Origin of the sequence: Pseudoalteromonas sp. PPB1 (genome assembly GCF_015356275.1) — a bacterium.
In the GTDB taxonomy this organism is placed as follows: domain Bacteria; phylum Pseudomonadota; class Gammaproteobacteria; order Enterobacterales; family Alteromonadaceae; genus Pseudoalteromonas; species Pseudoalteromonas rubra_D.
In genome coordinates this window covers 39,671-61,779 of the sequence record NZ_JACEQV010000002.1, presented here as the reverse complement: position 1 = coordinate 61,779, position 22,109 = coordinate 39,671, and the positions used below count along the sequence as shown (strand labels likewise).

The following is a 22,109-nucleotide window of genomic DNA, read 5'->3' as shown; positions in this document are numbered from 1 at the left end:
TTTATCCTGACGACAAATAAATTTTGTTGTACTTTGGGGTCATAGCTTTTCATAATCCGCGCTTTGAATTTCAAGCGAGCACAGAGCACCCAATGCGTGGATGGATTATATACAAAGACTCGGCAAACCTTTTAAAGCCAGAAACATACGAAATTAAACGCCTACTGGAAGTTGCCCAGGAGGAGAACATAGATCTGCAGGTGTTTTCTCCTGATCAGTTTGACTTGCTGGTATCTCGTGAAGACGATCAAAGTGTTTTGATCGATGGCGAGCCGGTATCGCTGCCCGATTTTGTGTTACCTCGTATGGGAGCTGGAACAACGTATTTTGCACTGGCGATTATTCGTCACCTTGAGCGGCTCGGCGTGCACTGTTTTAACAGCTCAGAAGCAACTGAAACAGTAAAAGACAAATTGTTTGCACAGCAGATCCTGGCACAGCAAAATTTACCCACGCCAAAAACCATGCTGGTGAAGTTTCCGGTTAATATTGATCTGGTTGAAAAGCAAATTGGATTCCCGGTGGTGGTAAAAACGCTGTCTGGCTCACAGGGCAGTGGGGTCTTTTTGTCAAAAACGCGCAGTGAGTTTGACGACTTAATGCAGTTAATTGAAGCGACCAGCCCGAAAGCAAACATTATTCTGCAAAAGTTCATTAAGTCGAGTCACGGTAGGGATTTACGTGTATTGACGATTGGTGGGCGTGTGGTTGCTTGTATGGAGCGAAATTCAGGCGGCGCAAACTTCAAAGCGAATGTGAGTGCGGGCGCGAAAGGCCTGTCGCATCCAATCACCCCCGAGATAGAATGGCTAGCAACGCAAACGGCGAATATTCTTAATCTGGATATGGCGGGGATCGATCTGTTGTTTGATGAAGAACACTTTAAGATCTGCGAAGCGAATTCGAGTCCAGGTTTCGAAGGCTTAGAAGCTGCGGTTGATGTTGATGTGGCGCGGGAGATACTGCACTTTATCCGAATTCGTTTGGGGATATTCGACAAGAAAAAGCCAAAGGTCTCAGAAGCCAAAAAGCAGGTGGCTAAGCCACAGCCTACCAGCGCTTAACATGTCAGCACGGCTTAGAGCCCAAGTGATACCAGCAGCCATTGCTGGCTGGTATCATAGCTTATTGATTTCTTTAGCAACCTGATAGCCATCATCGGTGATGATCTGCTCAAGCGTTGCTACGCGGGCTTTGAGTTGCTGAATTTCATCCTGCATTGCCTGTTTTTCGGCTTGACTCATTCCGTCGAGCTTTTTCATTTCGAGGCGCTTAGCAAAGATATCGCGGATAACGCCAAAACCCACTGCCACTAAGACAATTAAAAAAACCATAGTTGTGCCGGACATATCTGTGACTCCCTTTCTCACTTTGATAGTCCTAGGTTAGCAAATTATCGAACAGAGGTCTTGATTGGATCTGTTTCAAGATGTGATTTAGCCAGTGGGCGTAGCTTTGCCCACTGAGCAAATGATGGACGTTATTCGTAAGACAGTGGGTCACTGGCCTGATTTAATGTAAAGGCTTCCAGGCGCTCCTGACAGGCTCCACACTTACCACAGGCCTTCTCACGACCATTGTAGCAGGTCCAGGTTTTACTGTAGTCGAGCCCCATTTTCAGGCCGTCTGTGAGGATCTCAATCTTGCTGTTGTTCAGGTATGGGCAAACAATTTCAATTTCTTCATAATTTGCGATGCGGCAGACGTCATCCATTTTTTTCACAAACTCAGGGCGACAGTCCGGATAGATTGCATGGTCGCCTGAATGGGCACCGTAAAAGACTTTACTGGCCTTGAGCGAAACCGCATAGCCAACTGCCAGAGACAGCAAGATCATGTTGCGGTTTGGCACCACAGTGCTTTTCATGCTTTCTTCTTCGTAATGGCCTTCAGGTACTTCAATGTCATCGGTTAGTGATGAACCACCGATCAGCTGATTGATAGCGGAAATGTCGACGATTTTATGAGCCACACCGAGTTCGTCGCAGGCTTGACGTGCAACTTCGAGCTCTTTTACATGACGCTGGCCATAATTAAAAGACAGTGCATAGACCTCATAGCCTGATTTAAGTGCCTTGTTCAGGACTGTATATGAATCCATGCCACCGGAATAAATAACAACGACTTTTTCGCTCATAGGTTTGCCTCGTTTGTGTGCTCGAATACTCACTGACATTGCTCGCGATTTTAATAGAGGTTTATGTCAGGGCGCGATATACTACACGGCCGCTGAAAAAATGACAATCCGACGGGTCAGATAATGCCTGTTTTTCAGCTTTATGGTTTTTGCCAGGGTAAAATGTAAACGTTATTAAGTCGTCATGTGTCCGGTTTGAATCCGGTATGTAAAGTGAGTTCGGAGCTGTTTTGTACAAGATAAATGAAGTGTTTGAAACCATCCAGGGTGAAGCCAGCCACACTGGTGTGCCTTCCATTTTTGTGCGCTTACAGGGATGCCCTGTAGGTTGCGCCTGGTGTGATACCAAGCAGACCTGGGAGGTTGACCCCGTTTATCTTGTAAGCTTGGATCAAACGGTAGAGAAAAAAGCGGATTCAGATTTTTGGGCCAATGCCACACCTGAGCAACTACTGGCCTTGTTTGAAGCGCGAGGCTATACCGCAAAACATGTAGTGATCACCGGGGGCGAGCCTTGTATGTATGATCTCAACCCGTTGTGCGACAAGCTTCATGCTAAGGGATATCAAACTCAGGTAGAAACCAGCGGAACTTTTGAAATTCTGGTGCCAGCGCAAACCTGGGTAACGGTATCTCCGAAAATCAATATGCGCGGCGGTTACAAAGTCCTGGCAAGTGCGATGCAAAGAGCGGATGAGATTAAACACCCGGTCGCAATGGAGAAGCACGTAGAAGAGCTCGAAGCCTTGTTCGAAGAGACCGGGGTTCAGCCTAAGCTGGTATACCTGCAACCTATCAGTCAAAAGGCGAAGGCGACTAAGCTGGCCATTGATACATGTAAACGGAAAAACTGGCGCTTGTCTGTGCAGGTCCATAAATATATTGGCATCAGTTAATCGGGGGTCGTGTTAGCCAGCGGTTTGACTTTTAACCAGATCTCCAGCGCAATCATACGTTTTGCAGGGTCTTTGTTATGGTCGTTATCAACTGGCTGGTCGTAATGCTCAATGAGCGGGGCATCGTCCGGCTCAAACCCGCTGTTCGGTAACCAGGCTGCGTAGAGGGCCAGCTGAAAAGGCAGCAGGTTACTCACTAAGTCGTGGTAGCGAAAAACCGCATACTGACCCGCAGCTAACGCACTTAGTCTGAAAGGGCTTTTAACTTTGTCTTTTAATCCCGAGGGGATCACCAACGCACCGTCATATCTGGCTTTATCCAGCGGGGTAAAGAGGGGGTTGTCATGACCAAATCCGAGCTTAGTCATGCTGTGTGAGTCAAGACCATGCACTTGGGCCCATTGATTTAGTTGCTCCCAGCATTGCCAGATCCCATCAAGGTGATAGCCTTGCGGCGCCCTGAGGGTGCATAAGTCCATTGCATCAATCTTCATGATCCGGCTGGCCGTGGGTGATATGTCAGTCTGCTTCGCAGACATCTTTTCGGCTTGTAGTCGCATCAGTAATTCAACGTTCATCCTCTGAACTTCAAGGCGCTCTGCCAGTTGCTTTTTCAGGCGCTCTGTTTTTCTAATGCTGATTGGTGTAATGCCATAGTGTTCTTTGAAAGAGCGCGTGAAGTTGGCGCTACTTGAATAGCCGCAGTCCAGTGCAATGTCAGTTACGCTTTTTTCGGGGTGAAAGAACAGTAAAGAGGCGGCGCGTTCCAGCCTTACCCGATTACTGTATTGGGTCAGGGATTCACCCATCAGGGCAGAAAAAATGCGTTGTAAATGGCACTTAGAAAAGTGGCTGAGTCGCGCGGCTTTTTCCAGACTAACAGGCTGATCCGGGTGGCTGTGAATATAAGCAACCACAGGTTTCAAGCGCTGATAATATAAGTCCCGATGCTTTTCCTGCCGGTCAGTTTTTTGCACTGATAATCTCCAGTTTGTTTGAGGTTGCTTGTTTGTAGTGAAACCAACACAGGCAACAGGTCGCGAGCGCGGTGATGATATCGGCGCTGACTATCGCGATAAAGATCCCGTTCAGGTCAAACCACAGTGGCAGTACAAAAAGCAACGGCGTAAACACAAATATGATCCTGAATGCACTATAAAAACTAGCTCGGCGAGGGTCGCCAATAGACTGATAAAAGCCGCTGGCAACCAACATCAAGGCGACAAGTGGCAGCCCCCACAGTGCGGAGTGTATCATTTCCTGACCCTGATATATCAGTAATGACTGGTTGGTAAACCAGGCCATGACATTTGGGGCAAACAAAGCAAGCTGGATTGTCACGAGTGTGGCATACAGCATCATTGAAATGAGCGCGATTTCAATTGATTTACGCACCCGTTCTGCTTTTTGTGCTGCAAGGTTAAAGGCACATAAGGTTTGAAAGGTGACCAGCATGGCAACCATGGGCAGAGTAGCAAAGGTCAGCACCCGACTTAGCATACCATAAGTGATAACCCAGGTTTCTCCTGCGGTTTGCATGAGCTGAAGATTCATGATGGCCGTTTGCCAGCCCAGACAGAGGTGTGTGATCAACACCGGTGCCCCTGTCGACAAAATAGGGAGCCAGGCTTTATGATCAATTGCAAAATAAATGGGGGTAAACCTGCCGGGTCTCGATAGCAGGTATAAGGCCAATAGCAAGGCGGTAGCCTGTGATATCACTGTGGCCGAAGCCGCGCCGGTAACACCCCATTCAAATACTGCAATAAACACGTAATCCAGCACAATATTGAGTCCGGAGGCTGTTAACATGATCAGCATGAGCTTGTGCGGTTGTCCTTCAGCACGAAAAATATCTCCCAGTACAGGCAAAATTATCGCAACAAAACTACATAGCATAATGGGATAAAGATAAGCGAAAGCGTCGGCTTTGAATACCGGATCGACGCTGAGCCAGTTTAGTATCTCAAGTGGATAGAGCCAGCCTAATACCAGGAGGATTGCGCTGAGTAGCATTGCTATCTGCAAGGTATGGCCAATTATCAATCCGGCTTTTGCTCGTTGTCTGGCGCCCAGCAGACGGGTAACCATAGTTGACATGCCGGCAGAGAGCATAGCAGCCAGCGCTGCAATCCCCATTTGAACAGGGAATACCATGGCAACTGCGCCCAACGCCTGCTCCCCCACAAAGTGCTGATAAACAGACCATCTATCAGGTTGTACAGGCCGATAACCAGCATACCGATGCATATTGGAAAAAAGTGTTTCAAAAACAAGATGGCGACCGGCTCGGTCGCGAGGTGCTCTGAGTTACTGGAAGAGCGATTTGGATCAACAGACATCCATCATTACCTGACATTGATTTAATGTCTGGCTAGTCTATGTCGCTCATTCTATGAAAAATATTCAAATCTTGCGCACTTGAGTAAGCGAAGGCTTATCAGTTAATAACACTCTGAGCTGCCCATTTCGATGATGCGATCGGTTTCACCACTATTTTTAAACAGATACAGGCCTTTATTAAGGTCATTCAGGACGCTACGCCAGTTCGGTTTGGCTTTACTGAGTGCAAAATACAGATTGTTGTATCTCAAAGCTGGCTCCACATTTTCCAGCCCGCGCAACAAGGTGACCTTTTCAGATTTAGTCAAATCTGAATAACTTACGGTAAAGCGCAGCACTTTGGGGTCGCCAATAATCAGGTCAACGCGCTTGCCTACCAGTAGCTTAACAAGTTGTAAATCGTCGACGGCTTCGACAATGATGAATTCGTTGTTGTCCATCATGGCGTCAAACTCGGGGGTGTTCTGATAGCCCCGTACCACCCCTATGGTTGCGCCTTTGAGTGCATTAAGGTTGCCCTCGAAGCTGTCTGACTCACCACGGCGTTTTAGCAAGGTAATTTCACCACCTGGGTATGCATTAGACAGTGCCAGTAATTCACGGCGCGTTTTACCGGGGTAGTTATCAGAGGGAGACGCATCTTCGATAAAGTACTCAGGAAAGAGGATGTCTGCCCGGCCGGATTCAACGGCTTTGACAGCGCGGGCCCAGGGCAGGAATTCGACATAAACAGGGTAGTCCTGATCCGCCAGCAACGAGATTGTAAATTGAAATACCCAGCCTTTATTACATAGCTGGTCGCCAATATAAGGCGGCCAGTCCAGTGTTACCAGATGCAATAACGGTTTATCCCCACTTTTGTTGTACAGGTAGCCATTTTTATATTGTTCACCCTGGACCATCAGGTACTTACCTTGTTTAAAGTAGCCGACATTCAGGCTCGCAAAGGCAGTCACAGAGAGGCTGCACATTAACAGCAACAATAGCCGGGTGAGTATTTTCATAACCTATTTCCTGGTGCGCACAATTGAGATAAAAGCGTTTAAAAATAAAACGATGAGTTTGCTTTTAGGCTACATCGATTATCCATTAAGTCTAGACATTATCACGCTAAAAGGAAGGACAGAAGACAATAAGGCCAGCATTTAGCTGGCCTTATTATAGACAATTAGTCTAACGAGCGTGGTGTATTCAGATTACTGAACCAACTCCTGATCGGTGAACTCATCAGCAAATAATGGGCTCGACAAGTAACGCTCTGTTGCACTTGGCAGAATAACGACGATGTTCTTGTCTGCATTTTCAGGCTTCTCTGCAAGACGCTTAGCAGCAACCACAGCAGCACCAGACGAAATACCGACTAAGATACCTTCGTCTTTCATTAGCTGATGTGCCATTGCAATCGCATCTTCGTTTGATACTTGCTCTGTGCCATCAAGCAGCTCAAGATCCAGGTTGCCAGGAATGAAACCAGCGCCGATACCCTGAATTTTGTGTGGACCAGGCTTCAACTCTTCACCAGCCAGAGCTTGAGAAATAACGGCTGAATCAACAGGCTCTACTGCAATTGACTTAACAGCCAGGCCTTTCTCTTTCTTCAGGTAACGAGTTACACCAGAAATTGTGCCGCCTGTGCCAACACCGGCTACGAAGTAATCGATTGCACCGTCCATCGCTTCAAAAATTTCAGGACCTGTGGTCTCTTCATGAATTTTCGGGTTAGCCGGGTTCTCGAACTGTTGTAGCAGTACGTACTTTTCAGGGTCGCCAGCCAGGATTTCATTGGCTTTCTCGATGGCGCCTTTCATACCTTTGGCACCTTCAGTTAGTACCAGGTTTGCACCTAGCGCTTTTAGTAGCTTACGGCGCTCAAGACTCATGGTATTTGGCATGGTCAGGGTAAGCTTATAACCACGGGATGCGGCAACGAAAGCCAGTGCAATACCTGTGTTACCAGAAGTTGGCTCGATCAGCTCTTTGCCTTCGCTTAGCAAACCGGCTTTCTCGGCTTCCCAAATCATCGAGGCACCAATACGGCACTTTACGCTGAAGCTCGGGTTACGAGATTCAATTTTGGCAAAAACATTGCCACCTGTTACGCGATTAAGTTTAACAATCGGGGTGTTGCCAATTGCCAGGCTGTTATCTGCAAAAACGTTCGACATAATTTTCCCTTCAATGAGCTAAGGATATTTAATACTAGTCACACTTTACTGGGGCTGGAGCAAAACAAAAGGAAAGAATGGCTATAAGATATATTAAAAAGGCTTATGCCCTGATGGAATAAAAAAATAAATATGTATAATAAAAGAGCAGTTAAGGCCCGCCCAGAGTTGATGTGTCTGATCAGGCCTCAGCGTGTCTGGATCACAGCAGCCAGGCGTAGCTAAACTTGGCAAAAAACGTCTTGTTGTCTTTGCTGATTTTACTCAAATCGTCATCCTGATATCCATTGTCTGAATAGCCGGCAAAAAACACGGTCTGTGGGTTCAGCTTATAAGCGTAAAGCAATTGGGTGCTCAGGCGTTTATAGTGACTGTCTACATCATCAATGTAGTTGGCCTGATTACGGCGAATATCCGTTTTAATGAAGGCCAGCCTCAGATAACTGTTAATGTTAAACTGATAAGTGAAGCGCACGTCGCTCAGGTTTGCTGTAAACACTTCCATACCTTCAGCTGTGAGCTTTTGATACGTATGACGAAGTCGGATCTCAAAGTGCTGACCAAGGTAGAAGTCCAGCAAAGGGCGTATGTAACGCTCATCCGCCATGCGATTATTGGCTAAATCAACGCGGTTACCTCTGCGCAGGGTGAGTCCGCTGAAGACGCCGGGTGCGGGCTTACTCTCCAGGTAAATCCATTGCGTGTTTTCGGTAAATAAGTCCGTGTTGCCATCAATGGCCAGGCTGGTTTCGTCATGGCGTAATCCGGTACGCTTACGATGGTCGAAACCAAAATCAATGATACTTTGCAGTGGTCCGCTGATAGCGATATTGCTCTGGACTTCTTTTTCCAGTAACTCACCGTTTTCATTGTGGCTAATATCCCAGTCAGTATACCAGCGTGTGCGGTTCCACCAGGTGTTTTCATCACCATACCAACGGTATTCAAACCCGGTAATAAACTTATTGAAGTCCACTTGCGACAGGAATCCCATGTCGGCGCGTAGCGCAGCATCATAGTTGCGATAGCTGGCAAAGGCTTTCCAGTGCTTGCGGTTATGACGATAGTCCAGCATATAACCCAGGCCTTGATTATCATCTTTTAGCTGGGTGCGCAGTACGCTTTCGTCTATTTCACAGTCTTCCAGTGTTTCGTCATCACAAAGTTCTTTGACCATAGCCGGATCATAGTCTGTTTTTGACGTTAAGACCTGTGCTTTGAACGTATCGTTCGCAGTGGGCTCGTATTTACCGTCCACACTGAACAGCTGATTCTTATAATCATTACTTTGCCGGGTTGTGGTTAGTGCGCCCACAGAGAGTGTCTCGTCGGCATCATAGCGGTAGCGCAGTGCGGCATTTTCACTTTTTTGTTCCAATGAAACGACGCTGGACCCCAGGTTCCCCGGCACCATGACATTGGTAAACTCATCGTTAGTGACAAAAGCGGCATAGGTGTGGCCTTGCTTGCTACCGGTTAGTTTGGCCCCATAATCCGGCGCGGCAATATTACGGGTGTGCAACAGATTAATATGTGAGGAAAAGTAGTCTGCATTGTCGAGGAAGAAGGCCCGTTTTTCCGGGAAGAACAAGCTAAAGCTGTTATTAACACTGAGCTGACCATTGTCGGCTTCTACCTGAGAAAAATCCGGGTTGAGCGTCGCATTTAGTGTTGTGTCCGGGGTGATTGCCCATTTGACATCTAGCCCGGGTTCATAGTCGGTGTCGTTTTCCCAGTCCGGGATCGTGCTGCCATCAATGTCTCTGGTTTGCTGGCGGCTGACAACCATAGAGGGGATCACGGCAAGGTTGCTGCTTTGCTGCGCGCCAGAAAATCCGGTGTATGCCGGCATTTGGCAAACCCAGCATTGATTTTCATGGGCGATTTGCATACTGGAAATACGTAGCCTTTCGCTACGTGGGTAAAAGCGCAGGAACTCCATGGCCATGGTTTTCGTGTCCTGGCTGTTATCAAAATTGAGCACACGTAATGGGATCTCTACTTCAACCACATACCCAGACTCATTGATTTGCCCGGCAGAATCCCAAATACCATTCCAGGAATCATCCTCGCTGCCACTGAGTACATTTTCTATCGAATCTTGCTGTACACCCAGCGGATTAATGAAGAATTGATAAGCACTGCGGCCTGTGTTGAAGGAGTCTATTTTTATGCCCACCAGATCGTCGTTCCAGTTGCGGTCCCTGTCACGGAAAAATGCTCTGATCTGACTGGGATCTGGGTCTTTGGCATCAAATGCCAGAAACAGTGACTGGCCATTTTCGAACACACGTACACTGGTTTGCACCGGGCTGGGTGTATTTTCGTACGGCCAGGTGACATTATTGATGGCAATCACTTTGGCTTGTTGCCAGATGCTCTCTTCTAGTTTCCCGTCGATGGTTACACTGGCGTTGATATGAGGAATAGCAGGCTCCGCTGCAAAGGCGGTGGCACTGAACCACAAAGAGGGAACAGCGAAGCACAGAGAACTTAAAACTTTATTTAACATTATTAGAGGGTTCGATAGCACAACTTTGATGGTGCATTAAATAACAGAGATACAGTGTGAACAATTGTTTATCGTTTAATAGCAAACTAGCGGGGTTAAGTGGTGTTTTATTTCTATTTTGTGAACAGTTAGTCAACTCGTATCGCACAACTATGTACCTGCATTGTCATTCCATGGTAAAAAGGCGCATCTGTTTTTTACTCAGGCGTGTTGTATGTCTCTTATTTTAAAACTTGTCGCTGGTATTTTCGCCGGTGTCCTGGCGGGCTTTTATCTGCCAATGCTGATGGTCGAACTGCTGTACACTGTAAAAGTGATTATTGGTCAGCTTATTTCCTTTACTATTCCGCTTATTATTTTGTTCTATATCGCGTCAGGTATTGCCGGCTTGCCTAAGGCATCAGGGCATTTACTTGGTAAAACAGTTGGCTTTGCCTACGGTTCTACTGTGATTGCAGGTACTTTGGCGGTGGTGCTGGTCAGTATGGTTGTGCCTATGTTTGATGGCAGTGTGGCTTATCAGGCCACAGAAGCAACAGAAATTGAGAGCCTTATCAAGCTTGAAGTACCGCCTCTGATGGGCGTGATGACAGCACTGGCGACTGCTTTTGTGTTTGGTATTGGGATCAGTCAGCTTCATCTGACGCAATTAAAGCAAGTTGTGGATCAGGGGCGTGATGTCATTGATGCATTACTTGCTAAGGTCATTATTCCTGCCTTGCCATTTTATATCGCTGGTGTGTTTGCAGAGATGGCGGTTGCGGGCACGGTGGCTGATACCCTGAGTACATTTGGCGTGGTGTTGCTTGCTGCAGTGGCAATGCACTGGCTGTGGTTGGCATTTTTGTATATTACTTCAGGTGTGCTGCTAAAGCGTAACCCCGTTGAATTGATTAAAAATATGCTGCCGGCTTATTTTACTGCAATCGGTACTATGTCCAGTGCAGCGACGATCCCGGTTTCCCTGCGAGCTAGCAAATCGAATAAAGTGAAAGAAGAGGTTGCTAACTTTACCGTACCTTTATGTGCAACTATCCACCTGTCTGGTTCTACAATTACCATCGTCACCTGTACTATGGCGGTGATGCTACTGTCTCCGACGATGGCTTTGCCTTCGCTGGCTGAGATGCTGCCTTTCATCTTTATGCTGGGGATCGTCATGATTGCTGCACCGGGTGCGCCGGGTGGGGCGGTTATGTCTGCCCTGGGGTTACTCAGTACCATGCTGGGCTTCGATGAAAGCGCTGTTGCGCTGATGATCGCTTTGTATCTGGCACAGGACAGTTTCGGTACCGCTTGTAATGTAACGGGTGATGGTGTGATTGCTTTGTGGGTAGACCGTTTTTCGGAGCAGGATCTAAAATTGCACGGTAATTCTTAGTCTTACTATCATACTAAAGGCTGTTTTTACCTTAATTAGAAACTGGAATTGATTATGCTTTGCAATTTTCTGTGTTACTCTTGCAGAGCATAATCGCGTGCGGTCTGTGTGCAATAATGTGTGCATAATGCATTCATTATCAGACGATTATATAAATGACATTTGGCAGTTATTGCCATTACCAAGGCTAGTGTGAGGGTGACCCGTTGATTAACGTACTTTTAGTTGATGATCATGAACTTGTCAGAACCGGTATAAAGCGCATTCTGGATGACGTGCGCGGGTTTAAAGTGGTCGGAGAGGCTAAAACGGGTGAAGAGGCGGTCAGCTACTGTCGCCAAAGTGAACCTGATATCGTGCTAATGGATATGAATATGCCAGGTATTGGCGGTCTGGAAGCAACAAAGAAAATTTGTCGTTACTGCCCGGACGTGAAAGTGATTGTACTGACTGTGCATTGTGAAGATCCGTTTCCCAGCAAGGTCATGCAGATTGGTGCGCACGGTTATTTAACCAAAAGTGCAGGTCCGGATGAGATGATCAACGCGATCCGAGCTGTCAATGCGGGCCAGCGTTATATCGCCCCTGAGATTGCGCAGCAAATCGCGCTGGCGCAATTTAGTGGCAAAGTAGATGAAAACCCGTTTCAGTCTTTATCTGATCGCGAACTTCAAATCATGCTAATGATCACCAAAGGTGAAAAAGCGCAGGACATTGCGGACAGGCTTAACCTGAGCTCTAAAACGGTGAATAGCTATCGCTATCGTATGTTCGAGAAGCTGAACGTCAGTGGCGATGTTGAGCTAACACATCTGGCCATTCGCCATAAAATGATTGATATAGACAGCTCTCACTAAGTGAGTCAGTTGTTCTAAGTAAGAGACAAGTCTCAACCATGGCAGTGTTTGATAGTCAGGCGTTTCTCAGAACGCTGACCACGGAACCTGGTGTGTATCGTATGTATGACGAAGACCACCAGGTTATTTATGTCGGTAAAGCTAAAAACCTCAAAAAACGCGTCAGCAGCTACTTTCGCAGCAATATTCCAGATGCCAAGACTCGGGTCCTTGTGAGTAATATTCGTCATATCGAAGTGACCTTGACGAATACAGAGACCGAAGCATTATTGCTGGAAAATAACCTGATCAAAAAATATCAGCCCAGGTACAATATTCTCCTGCGCGATGACAAATCCTATCCATATATTTTACTGACCGATCATCGTCACCCTAGGCTTGCCTTTCATCGTGGCTCCAGAAAGAAAAAAGGCGAGTACTTTGGCCCTTTTCCCAGCAGTGCCGCAGTATCCGAAAGCTTACGTCTGATGCAGAAGATTTTTCCCGTCAGACAATGTGAAGATGCTTACTACCGGGCGCGCAGTCGTCCTTGTTTACAACATCAACTAAAGCGTTGTTCTGCGCCTTGCGTGGCAAAAGTCAGTGATGATGACTATGCTGAGCAGGTTGACATGGTGCGTCAGTTTCTTAGTGGTAAGTCACACCAGGTGATTGCTACTTTGGTCGGTAAAATGGAACAGGCGAGCATGGAACTCAACTTTGAAGCGGCGGCTAAGTATCGGGATCAAATTGCATTGCTACGGCAAATGCAGGAGCAGCAATCTGTGGCCGGTAACTTTGCCGAAATGGATGTGATAGGCTTTGCTCAATTGAATGGCTTATGTGCGGTTCATATGCTGATGATCCGGGAACATAAAGTTTTGGGGTCCAAAACGTTTTTCCCTAAAATACCTAAAGACTCAGGGCGTGAAGAAATTCTAACCAGTTTTGTCGGCCAATATTACGTTTCCACGGGGAGTCACGGCCGGATTGCTAAAGACATTGTATTGCCGTTTGAGATTGCTGAGTTGGACGATTTGACCGCAGCGCTCACCCAGGTTGCCGAGCGTAAAGTACAATTGCGGGTAAACGTACGAGCCGAGCGTGCACAATATCTGGAACTGGCCAATAAAAATGCCCTAAACAGCATTATGGTCAAGCAAAATGCGCAGGATTCTATCGACAAACGATATGCCAGATTAAAAGCCGCGCTTGGCCTGTCGGATATCAATCGTATGGAATGTTTTGATATCAGTCATACCATGGGTGAAAACACCGTGGCATCCTGTGTGGTATTTGACGGTCAGGGGCCTAATAATCGTGAATATCGTCGCTATAATGTGACCGGGATTACACCGGGAGATGACTATGCGGCCATGGCGTTTGCACTGAACAAGCGCTACGGTAAAGTAACCGATCCTGATAAAGTGCCTGATATCATTTTCATTGACGGTGGTAAAGGCCAGCTCTCTAGAGCAGAATCTTTCTTCGAATCCTGGACGTTGGATAAGTTGCCTATGTTGATTGGCGTAGCGAAGGGCACCAGTCGTAAGCCCGGTTTGGAAACCTTACTCATCGATGGCGGCCGCAAAACCATTAACCTGGACAGCGACTCACCAGCATTGCATCTGATCCAGCATATCCGCGATGAATCTCATCGTTTTGCTATTGCGGGACACAGAAGCAAGCGTCAGAAACAACGTACTCAATCGGTTCTGGAAGAAATAGAAGGCGTTGGCCTGAAGCGACGCCAGGCACTACTTAAATACCTTGGAGGAATGCAGGGCGTAAAAGCCGCCAATATACAACAACTAAAACAAGTGCCCGGGATCAGCCCTCAGCTGGCTGAAAAGATATTTAACCATTTGCATGACAAAGCTTAAGCGTTCATGCGAACATAGTAAAAAAGAGTCTCTCTTAGTAGTTATGTGGAACATTCCAAACACGCTCACAACATTTAGGTTGTTACTTATTCCTGTTTTTGCAGTGATCTTTTACTTGCCTTATTCATGGGCTTTTTTTGCTGCCGCTTTTATCTTTTGGCTGGCATCAGTGACTGACATTCTCGATGGTTATCTGGCACGTAAGCTGGAGCAATCAACCCCATTTGGCGCTTTTCTGGATCCTGTGGCTGACAAAGTGATGGTCAGTGTGGCACTGGTCGTATTAGCAACGCATTATCAGAACATGTTTATGACGGTAGCCACCATTGTCATAATTAGTCGTGAAATTGTTATCTCTGCTTTGAGAGAATGGATGGCAGAGCAGGGCAAGCGAGGTCATGTGGCTGTATCTTCTTTAGGTAAGTTTAAAACGGCAGCACAAATGTTGGCCATTATTGGTCTGATCTGGCAGTTTGCTCCCTGGATGGTGACATTGAGTTATGCATTGTTAGCCATTGCAACTTTGCTAACTGTGGTGTCTATGGTGCAATATTTCTATGCTGCCCGTACGGAATTGATTAAATCTCAGTAAAGGTTGGCTGAATACAAAGCGTTTTAGATAAAAAATAAGCAAACGATTAAAAAGCTTCATTTTTTATGTTGACGCCTCCCGGAACTTCTGTAGAATGCGTCCGTGTTGAGAGGCAACAGCCTAACAAAAAGAGAAGTTCAAAACGCTTCAATTTATTGAAAGTATTGAACTTGTACGGAACGCGAGTATAACTCAGCTAGATTAAAGAATAGACGCAACCTTGCATCTTACCTATTCACTAAGTTAAAAAGCTTCTGGAGTGCGAGTATAGCTCAGCTGGTAGAGCGCAACCTTGCCAAGGTTGAGGTCACGAGTTCGAACCTCGTTACTCGCTCCAAATTCTCTTTCTGACTTGGTCAGGTTAGTGTGGCGGAATGGCAGAGTGGCCATGCAGCGGATTGCAAATCCGTCTACCTCGGTTCGACTCCGGGTTCCGCCTCCATTTCTCAACAAACTCCACATGCGAAAGCAGCCCGATGCCCGGGTGGTGGAATTGGTAGACACAAGGGATTTAAAATCCCTCGCTGGTAACAGCGTGCCGGTTCAAGTCCGGCCCCGGGCACCATTGTTACTCACAGCTTAATCGCTTGATATGACAGTAAGATTAAGTTAAAGTAGCGAAAATAAAATGTGTTTTTATTTTCTATAAAACACAATATGGAACGCGAGTATAGCTCAGCTGGATGAAGAAAAAGACGCAACCTTGCTTCTTACATTTATCCACTAAGTTAAAAAGCAATATGGAACGCGAGTATAGCTCAGCTGGTAGAGCGCAACCTTGCCAAGGTTGAGGTCACGAGTTCGAACCTCGTTACTCGCTCCAATCTTTCTGATACACTAAGTATCAATACAATGCGGCGGAATGGCAGAGTGGCCATGCAGCGGATTGCAAATCCGTCTACCTCGGTTCGACTCCGGGTTCCGCCTCCATTCCCTTATCAATTCTTCTTAATTCATTATTTCCAATAACCAGACATAAATCACCGGCACATCATTTTTGTACTGAATTTTCAGGTCAATCAACTCACCGCTGACATGTTCGTTAATGGTAAACTCGCTGCTTTCGAGCAGGTAGTGCCCTTTGTGTTGTGTTACTTCAACCCGTGTCTCTATCGTGATCCCTTTGTTTTTTGCAAGCTCGATCAACGCATCCTGAATGGCGAGTCTGATGGCTGTGCTGAGCAGGTTATCTGAGGTCATAGTGCCATCTTCACCAAAGGCCCCCAATACAAGCTTGCCCTGTTGCGTCATGTCGTTAATATCTGGCAGCACTGGCGCATTGAGTACAGCCTGGTCTACGGGCTTATACTGGCCTATCAGCGTTGAGCCATACTGACAGCTTTGATGTAAAGCCAGGTGTGTGGGCGTGCCACGGGCATCGACTTCACCGTTGCGATTGTAGTTCACCTCATGATGTACGTTACCTTCACGGCTGATAGCTCGTTGTTTTAAGTATTCTGTGGCATTGACCTGGGCCTGTGTCAGAAAACTCGCGACGGTCATTGCGTTACGCTCACTCATCTGGAGCTGCTCATGCGGCGATGCGGTATAGTAACTGACACCCAGGACCTGTCTGTGTGTATCATTGTCGCACAGCCAGGCAGGCTTACACTGGACAAAATCGCATTGGCGAACAGCACAGGAGGCACTGGTTTTCAACGGCTCAAAGCTGACGTAACTGTATTGTGTATCTTCGGTGTTAAAGGGCGTTGAGTAATAAACAGTGTGGCCTGAGGATAATATCTGAGTAGATTGATCATGTGTGACGTTTTGCATGTCACGGCGCTGTAATTTGATATTGTGATAGGTCGCGAGTTTCTTCAGTGCCCGGGTGCGGCTGGCCAGCTCCGAGCCATTAGGGATAGCACTAAATGGAGCTGCGGTGCCAACAAAGCCAAGTTGATTGGCTTGTTTTGGAGACTGAACCCAGCAAGGCAAGGTGCTTACTTTCGGAGCTTGAGGTATCTGAGAGCGCGTTTTACAGCCACTGAGTATCAGGGTGCCAAGCAGCAGGCAACAAAGCAGAGGTGAGTGAACAGTCATTCCTTGTCCTATTTTAGTTAGTGGGTGTTTTCCCTTAAAGGTAAATCGAATTCTACCATCAGGCCACCTTTTTCTCGGTTGCGCAACCTTAACTGACCCTGGTGGGCCGTGATGATGTCATGACACAGGCTTAAACCCAGCCCGGTTCCCTGTGCTTTGGTTGAGTAAAAAGGCTGCAGTGCCTGATGTAAATTACCTGGCAGGATCCCAGAGCCTCGATCCACAACGGCAAACCTCAGGCGGGTTTGGGATTGGACTACTCTCACGGAGATATCGGCCCTGTCACTCCCTGATTCATGGGCATTTTTGAGCAAATTCAGTAAAACCTGTTCAACTTGCGCAACATCGAAGTAGCCGGTGTCCGCAGGGACCGTTCCCAGCAAAGTAAAAGGGTACAGAGCCTGCAGACGTTCGAGTAGCGGTGCAATCGCATGAGCAGCGCAACTGGGCGCAGGCAAGCGCGCATATTCGGCATAACGCTGAATAAATTCGCTGAGATTATGAGCGCGTTGTGACACGGTATCCAGCATGTCTGGGAGCAGCTCAAGGTGCTTGTGCTGGTTTAACATGGTTTGTGCCGAGCTGGTCAGTGACTGGATCGGTGCCAGCGAGTTATTTAATTCATGGCTGATCAGACGAATGGCATTTTTCCATAGCATGATCTCTTCGCGGTTCTGTTCTGCAGAGACGTTTTTGCAAATGATCAGGCTATGTGGTTGGTAATTCAACGTGACAGGTTCCACTCCGAGATAATAGGTATGTTTTTGTTCTTGTTGCTCGAAACTCAGCATCCCTGTATATCCGCTATTGAGTGCCTGAGCTAGCGCTGCCGGTAAGGCATCGCACGCGACTTCCAGTGAGCTGCCTGTGAGCGCACCTGGTTGTTTGTGCAACAACTGCCGAGCAGCGGCATTGTGATAAACAATGTGATGCTGTTTATCAAGTAACAAGGTCGCCATAGGGGAGGCCTGCACTATGCTGTCCAGTACCAGTTCTTTTTGATTCAGCTTTTGTTTTTGCTGTTTGAGGTTTGTGGTGAGCTGGTTATATAAGTCAATCAGCCTGGCCAAATCAGGATCCGGAGTCGGTGAAATTCGCAGCGACAGATCACCATCCTTAATACTTTTTATTCCATCTTCCAGCGTGGCCAGTATGCGTTGACGACGTCTGGTATAGTGGCCCAGCAGCAAAAACAACATCATCAATGACACCAACAGGATCACTGAGCAGGCAAAGAACACCGGAACCTGATGGTGCAGCGCAATGGCCAGTGCAATCAGTGCACACGTAAGTACACAGCCACTGCTTAGCAATATTCTGCCTGAAAAAGACCAATGTGAGGACGTGCTCATCGCTTGATCCCGAACTTGTCCATACGGCGGTACATGGCCTGACGACTCAACCCCAGGCTTTTTGCTGCATGGGTGACGTTACCCTGGTGTTTGTCCAGCGCCTGGGTTATATCTTCGATGCTAAATTCGTGATTGACCAAGGTTGAGGCCGAAGTGCTCAGGCCCAGATCTGCGGCTTCAATCTGTTTTCCACTGGCAAGCAGGTCTGCCCGACCTATGACATTTTGCAGCTCGCGAACGTTGCCCGGCCAGCTGTAGCGCTTGAGCAAACGCTGGGCGCCCTCACTGAGTACTTTATCTGCGGCCAAAAAGTGTTGGGCAAGTGGAATGATGTCGTCAGGGCGCTCTGCCAGTGGCGGTAAACGTAGTTCAATCATATTGAGCCGATAGTACAAATCTTGTCTGAATGTACCTCGTGCTATGGCCTCATTGAGGTTGGCATTGGTTGCGCTGATCACTCTGACTTTAACCCGCTGGGTTTTACTGCTGCCAACGGCTTCGAACTCGCCGGTTTGCAGCACCCTGAGCAGTTTTTGCTGGCCTGTCAGTGGCAAATTACCAATTTCATCAAGGAACAGAGTGCCCCCATCGGCGGCGGCAAACCGGCCTTCACGACTTTTAGTAGCTCCGGTATATGCGCCACTGACAACACCAAACAGCTCAGCTTCAATCAGTTCAGCAGGCAGTGCACCAGCATTGACGCGGATAAAGGGCTTGTCCCGGTAGGCACTGTTAGCAACCAGGAGTTCTGCAATTTTCTCTTTACCCGCACCGTTGGGACCTGTGATTAACACTTGCGCGTCGGAGTAGGCCACCTGTGTTGCCGTTTCAAGCAGTGACAGCATAGCCTGATCGGCAAAGATCAGGCCGCTGAGATCGTAGTGTGCGCTCAGCTTATCTCGTTTGAGCTTGAACTGCTTGTTGCTGCGTGTTTGGGACTGTTGCAGCTGATACATCTCTAGCAGGTTATTGACCGAACTGAGCAATTTATCATCCTGCCAGGGCTTGGCGATATAATCTGCGGCACCATGCTTAATTAACTCCACCGCCATTTCCAGCTGGGCCCAGGCGGTCAGCAGGATAATGGGCAGATCCGGGTTGAGTGTTCGGATCTGGTGGTACAGGGCCTTGCCCTCTTCGCCAGAGGTGGTGTCACTGGTAAAGTTCATATCCTGGATCACTAAGTCGTAATCCTGGGATTGCAGCATTGCCAGCCCTTGTTCAGGCGAACTGGCCCCTTCGCAGTCGATGTCATTTATTAAAAAAAGAATCTTGAGCGCTTTTATGACATCTGTATTGTCATCAATGACGAGAATTTTATGTTGCATCGTGTTTTTATCGTTATTGTTGTAAATATGAAAGGGCTTTGCAGCCCTTATTTTAATTGGTTTTGGTAACCCTGGCAGGGGCTATATTAGCGGCTTTACGGACAGGAATATAGACCGCAGCGGCGCTGAGTAGCCAGACTGACAGCGCAACCAGCAGGGCGAGCCAGGGCTCAACCAGGCCTTGTGCGCGTAAATGGGTGACAAAATAATTGTTTAACCACAGGGCCGCGAAACTACCCAATAGAATGCCTGCCAGTGCCAGCAGGGCGTTTTCCATCAGCAGCGCCTTGAGCACAGTATGCTGACTGGCACCCAGTGCACGCAGGATCCCAATGTCTTTTTTACGGATAGAGACCGAAAAGGAAACCAATCCAATAATACCAAATCCGGTCACAACAATGGCGATAACGCTGATCCCTATCATGATGAATGCAAAGGTACTGCGGCCATCCCATAAGCGCTTTTTCGCTCTGGCAGCAAACTCAACCCGCTCTACGATCCGTCCGTGTTGCAGATACAATTGATCTTCAACCTCCTGAAGAATGGCTTCGCTGGTGCCTTTTTTGACTCTGAGTAAGTAGTTTACATCTGTGCTGCCAAAGTGCGCCTGAGGCACTATGGTAGAGTGGTACCAGTGTTGTTCATAAACAGCACCTTCTCCTAGCATCTTATCGGCATACACTCCGACCACCTGGTAGGGGCGACGGGCTCGTTGTAAATAGATGGTCTGACCCAGCGCACTTTGCTCGCCAAACAGCGTTTTGGCCAGGGCTTCACTGATCAACACCACACTGGCGTAACGATTTTGTGAGGCAGCGGCATAAACAAACTCATTAGGGTAGAAGTCGCGTCCTTGTGTGATGTTTAATCCCAGCGTGGCTACCCCTTGAGAGGTTACGTCAAATTGCGCGTTTTCAAAGCCTGCTTCATCTTCCTGGATGGTTTTATAAACCAGGTTGCTGCCCGCGACGGTGGCCAGTACCAGTTCATTGCTGGCATAGGTCACCTGAGTCACGTCAGGCAAGGCGCTGAGGTTAGTTAAATCCCGTTGGATCATGGCCGATTTATCCACCTGGTTGTCGAATACTTTGGTGTAAACGTTGAGTATCTCCACTTCGTCCAGGTGGGAGGGGATCAGCCAGTTTTTGAGCGTTCCGTAGCTGATAAAACTGGCATTGCCGACTATAGTCACCGCAATGGCAATTTGGATCAGGATCATCAAAGAGATATTGCGGTGCTTGAAGATGATTTTGATTATATGTTTCAAAGACATAGTTTTATCCTCTTAACTGTGCTGCGGGCGCGGTGCGGCTGGCTTTCACTATGGGGTAAAGCCCGGTGGTAAATATCGCCACAAAAATACCCACGGCAGCTTGCAGCGCAAAGGGGATGTCCATGCTGTACATACGGCGTACCTGCTCTGCGTCGGCCAGGTAATCGGCCTGATACAAGGCCAAATGGAACATCGCAATCAAGCCAAACTGTGCCAGCAACAACCCCAGTATAATGGCAGCACTGCTAAGCATACTGAGTTCCAGCAGTTGGATTTTAAGGATATAAAGTTTGTTTGCACCCAGCGCCCGGTACAGAGACACCAGTTTTGCCCGGCTTTGGTTTTTTGCCAGCAGAATCCCAATGGTGTTGATCAAGCAGATAGCAAAGAGCAGGTAGGCGAACTTAAGATAAATTTGCTCCCAGTACAGGTTGTCACTCATTCTGTCATTGAGGCTGGCCAGCTGCGTCAGGTAGTAGGGCTCGACGTGGCTGAAGCGACCCAGCGAGGTCTGTTGCTGTGCATAATTACGTGCCCATAAGGTCAGCTCTGCATGACTATTGTCGAGTTGCATGGGGTCCAGCATTGCCCAGCCATGCAGATACCCACATTCAGCGTTTTTGAGCCCCTGCGCATCTTCGCGACGATAACGTGTTCGTGCGGCTTCTTCTTGAGTTCGGCATGGCATATAGCCAGTGCGAGGCAGGTTATTAGCATGCGCGTACCCTAATGGTACAACTGCCATATCATTAGCCCGGCCTTGAAAACGCATGTTCTGAAAACGACGCAGATAAGCTGAAATGTCCATGACGCCAACCACTTCTAGCTGACGGTTGTTGATAACCACCTGTTTGCCAACCGAGTTTTCTCCACCGAATAATAAGTCATTGGCTTTTTTATCCAGTACGATCACAGCGTCATTCTGCATCTCCGCGCGCCACGGGGCACCATAAATAAATGGCACCTGGAGCAATTCAAAATAATTTGCATCAGCGGCAGAGGCCTCCGCGGTAACCGGTCTGACGCTTTTATCCGGCAGGTCAAGTACAAACGAAGTGGTGTAATTAAGTGACAAACGGATCATTGGGTTTGAATTAAAGGCCTCGGAAACGGCTTCTGCGTCCCGGTAGGTCAGCGGCGGCGAGCGAAACGCCGTACGTCGTTCAAACTCCGGGTCCATAAAGTTAAGGCTGACGTGATATATCCGCTCGGCTCTTTCGTCGATAGGGGAGTGTCCGCTGCGTGTCACTATGGTACCCATAGTTAACAGCAGGGTGATCCCGATAGCCAGATTGAGTACCATTAGCAAGGTCAGTTTGCGTTTTTGTTTCAGCCCGCGCCAGGCCAGTTGCATTAAATCCTTCATCG

Annotated in this window: 18 protein-coding genes and 5 tRNA genes; 11 read left to right on the top strand and 12 right to left on the bottom strand. The window is 47.7% G+C overall.

The window, feature by feature from the left end; translation table 11 throughout:
• Positions 1-92: 92 nt before the first annotated feature.
• Positions 93-1,064: an ATP-grasp domain-containing protein gene (locus IY568_RS02610; RefSeq protein WP_125563285.1), complete on the top strand. Its 972-nt coding sequence runs from the start codon at positions 93-95 to the stop codon at positions 1,062-1,064.
• A 54-nt stretch (positions 1,065-1,118) separates the two neighbouring features.
• Here the strand turns inward: IY568_RS02610 and IY568_RS02605 are convergent, their stop codons facing one another.
• The gene (locus tag IY568_RS02605; RefSeq protein ID WP_125563283.1) at positions 1,119-1,349 is read right to left on the bottom strand and encodes a hypothetical protein; all 231 of its coding nucleotides are present in this window, start codon (positions 1,347-1,349) and stop codon (positions 1,119-1,121) included.
• 131 nt (positions 1,350-1,480) lie between these two features.
• Positions 1,481-2,137, bottom strand: coding sequence for a 7-cyano-7-deazaguanine synthase QueC (queC, locus tag IY568_RS02600; protein WP_125563281.1), 657 nt, complete (start codon positions 2,135-2,137; stop codon positions 1,481-1,483).
• Between the two features lie 230 nt (positions 2,138-2,367).
• Between queC and queE the strand changes: the two genes are divergently transcribed.
• Positions 2,368-3,033: a 7-carboxy-7-deazaguanine synthase QueE gene (gene queE, locus IY568_RS02595; protein WP_138537862.1), complete on the top strand. Its 666-nt coding sequence runs from the start codon at positions 2,368-2,370 to the stop codon at positions 3,031-3,033.
• On the opposite strand, the gene IY568_RS02590 is transcribed toward queE, so the two are convergent.
• From IY568_RS02590 to IY568_RS02570, 5 genes are all read right to left on the bottom strand, one after another.
• A complete protein-coding gene (locus IY568_RS02590) occupies positions 3,030-4,010 on the bottom strand; it encodes an AraC family transcriptional regulator (protein ID WP_194866712.1) in 981 nt (326 codons plus the stop codon). The two genes, queE and IY568_RS02590, sit on opposite strands and share 4 nt — an antisense overlap.
• Positions 3,997-5,283, bottom strand: coding sequence for an MATE family efflux transporter (locus IY568_RS02585; protein ID WP_194866711.1), 1,287 nt, complete (start codon positions 5,281-5,283; stop codon positions 3,997-3,999). The genes IY568_RS02590 and IY568_RS02585 overlap by 14 nt, the downstream gene beginning before the upstream one ends.
• Before the next feature lie 194 nt (positions 5,284-5,477).
• Positions 5,478-6,380 (bottom strand): substrate-binding periplasmic protein, encoded by a 903-nt coding sequence (locus IY568_RS02580; RefSeq protein ID WP_228553095.1) that lies wholly within the window; start codon positions 6,378-6,380, stop codon positions 5,478-5,480.
• 192 nt (positions 6,381-6,572) lie between these two features.
• Positions 6,573-7,541, bottom strand: a complete 969-nt coding sequence (gene cysK / locus IY568_RS02575; protein WP_125563273.1) for a cysteine synthase A — start codon at positions 7,539-7,541, stop codon at positions 6,573-6,575.
• A 202-nt stretch (positions 7,542-7,743) separates the two neighbouring features.
• The gene (locus IY568_RS02570) at positions 7,744-10,053 is read right to left on the bottom strand and encodes a carbohydrate binding family 9 domain-containing protein (RefSeq protein WP_194866710.1); all 2,310 of its coding nucleotides are present in this window, start codon (positions 10,051-10,053) and stop codon (positions 7,744-7,746) included.
• 214 nt (positions 10,054-10,267) lie between these two features.
• On the opposite strand from IY568_RS02570, the gene IY568_RS02565 reads away from it, so the two are divergent.
• The 9 genes from IY568_RS02565 (at position 10,268) to IY568_RS02525 (ending at position 15,675) form a co-directional block, all read left to right on the top strand.
• Positions 10,268-11,434 (top strand): dicarboxylate/amino acid:cation symporter, encoded by a 1,167-nt coding sequence (locus IY568_RS02565; protein WP_194866709.1) that lies wholly within the window; start codon positions 10,268-10,270, stop codon positions 11,432-11,434.
• A 206-nt stretch (positions 11,435-11,640) separates the two neighbouring features.
• Complete coding sequence (uvrY, locus tag IY568_RS02560; RefSeq protein ID WP_010385932.1) at positions 11,641-12,291, top strand: UvrY/SirA/GacA family response regulator transcription factor; 651 nt, start codon at positions 11,641-11,643, stop codon at positions 12,289-12,291.
• 38 nt (positions 12,292-12,329) lie between these two features.
• Entirely contained in the window at positions 12,330-14,153 is a 1,824-nt protein-coding gene (gene uvrC, locus IY568_RS02555) for an excinuclease ABC subunit UvrC (RefSeq protein WP_194866708.1), read from the top strand.
• 43 nt (positions 14,154-14,196) lie between these two features.
• Positions 14,197-14,745: a CDP-diacylglycerol--glycerol-3-phosphate 3-phosphatidyltransferase gene (gene pgsA, locus IY568_RS02550; protein ID WP_194866812.1), complete on the top strand. Its 549-nt coding sequence runs from the start codon at positions 14,197-14,199 to the stop codon at positions 14,743-14,745.
• 261 nt (positions 14,746-15,006) lie between these two features.
• Positions 15,007-15,082 (top strand) — tRNA-Gly (locus IY568_RS02545).
• 31 nt (positions 15,083-15,113) lie between these two features.
• Positions 15,114-15,187: transfer RNA gene (locus IY568_RS02540), tRNA-Cys, on the top strand.
• A 36-nt stretch (positions 15,188-15,223) separates the two neighbouring features.
• Positions 15,224-15,310, top strand: a tRNA-Leu gene (locus tag IY568_RS02535).
• A gap of 182 nt (positions 15,311-15,492) precedes the next feature.
• A tRNA-Gly gene (locus IY568_RS02530) sits at positions 15,493-15,568 on the top strand.
• Between the two features lie 33 nt (positions 15,569-15,601).
• Positions 15,602-15,675: transfer RNA gene (locus tag IY568_RS02525), tRNA-Cys, on the top strand.
• A gap of 18 nt (positions 15,676-15,693) precedes the next feature.
• Here the strand turns inward: IY568_RS02525 and IY568_RS02520 are convergent.
• Genes IY568_RS02520 through IY568_RS02500 form a run of 5 tightly spaced genes read right to left on the bottom strand, consistent with a single transcriptional unit; the run spans position 15,694 to position 22,107 of the window.
• Positions 15,694-16,788, bottom strand: coding sequence for a hypothetical protein (locus IY568_RS02520; protein ID WP_194866707.1), 1,095 nt, complete (start codon positions 16,786-16,788; stop codon positions 15,694-15,696).
• Between the two features lie 17 nt (positions 16,789-16,805).
• A complete protein-coding gene (locus IY568_RS02515) occupies positions 16,806-18,140 on the bottom strand; it encodes a sensor histidine kinase (RefSeq protein ID WP_194866706.1) in 1,335 nt (444 codons plus the stop codon).
• On the bottom strand, positions 18,137-19,468 hold the full coding sequence (locus tag IY568_RS02510; RefSeq protein ID WP_194866705.1) for a sigma-54-dependent transcriptional regulator: 1,332 nt from the start codon (positions 19,466-19,468) through the stop codon (positions 18,137-18,139). The genes IY568_RS02515 and IY568_RS02510 overlap by 4 nt, the downstream gene beginning before the upstream one ends.
• Before the next feature lie 52 nt (positions 19,469-19,520).
• On the bottom strand, positions 19,521-20,741 hold the full coding sequence (locus IY568_RS02505) for an ABC transporter permease (protein ID WP_125563257.1): 1,221 nt from the start codon (positions 20,739-20,741) through the stop codon (positions 19,521-19,523).
• Positions 20,742-20,745: 4 nt separating this feature from the next.
• Positions 20,746-22,107 (bottom strand): ABC transporter permease, encoded by a 1,362-nt coding sequence (locus IY568_RS02500; protein WP_194866704.1) that lies wholly within the window; start codon positions 22,105-22,107, stop codon positions 20,746-20,748.
• Positions 22,108-22,109 lie beyond the last annotated feature (2 nt).